The following is a 241-nucleotide window of genomic DNA, read 5'->3' on the forward strand; positions in this document are numbered from 1 at the left end:
GCTTGAGGAGGAGCATGGTCGTCTACAGGTCGCGGCCGTCGACGTCCGGCGCCAGGCGGTCGATGGCCGGTTGCAGCCGGTCCATCCGTGGATACAGCGCGGCCGCCCGGCGGAACGCCTCGAGGGCGCGGCGCTGGTCTTCGAGGGTCTGGTAGATCCGCCCCAGGGCCGCCCAGGCCTCGACATGGCGCGGCTCCAGCACGAGGGTGCGTTGCAGGTCGGCGATCGCCGCGGAGGGGTC

General features: G+C 73.0%; 1 protein-coding gene. It reads right to left on the reverse strand.

From position 1 onward, the window contains the following. Positions 1-22 precede the first annotated feature (22 nt). Positions 23-241: tetratricopeptide repeat protein (locus tag AC0IWM_RS23895; protein ID WP_471759169.1), on the reverse strand; the 219-nt coding region annotated here is incomplete at its 5' end.

Source organism: Methylobacterium sp. AC433, from assembly GCF_979253015.1.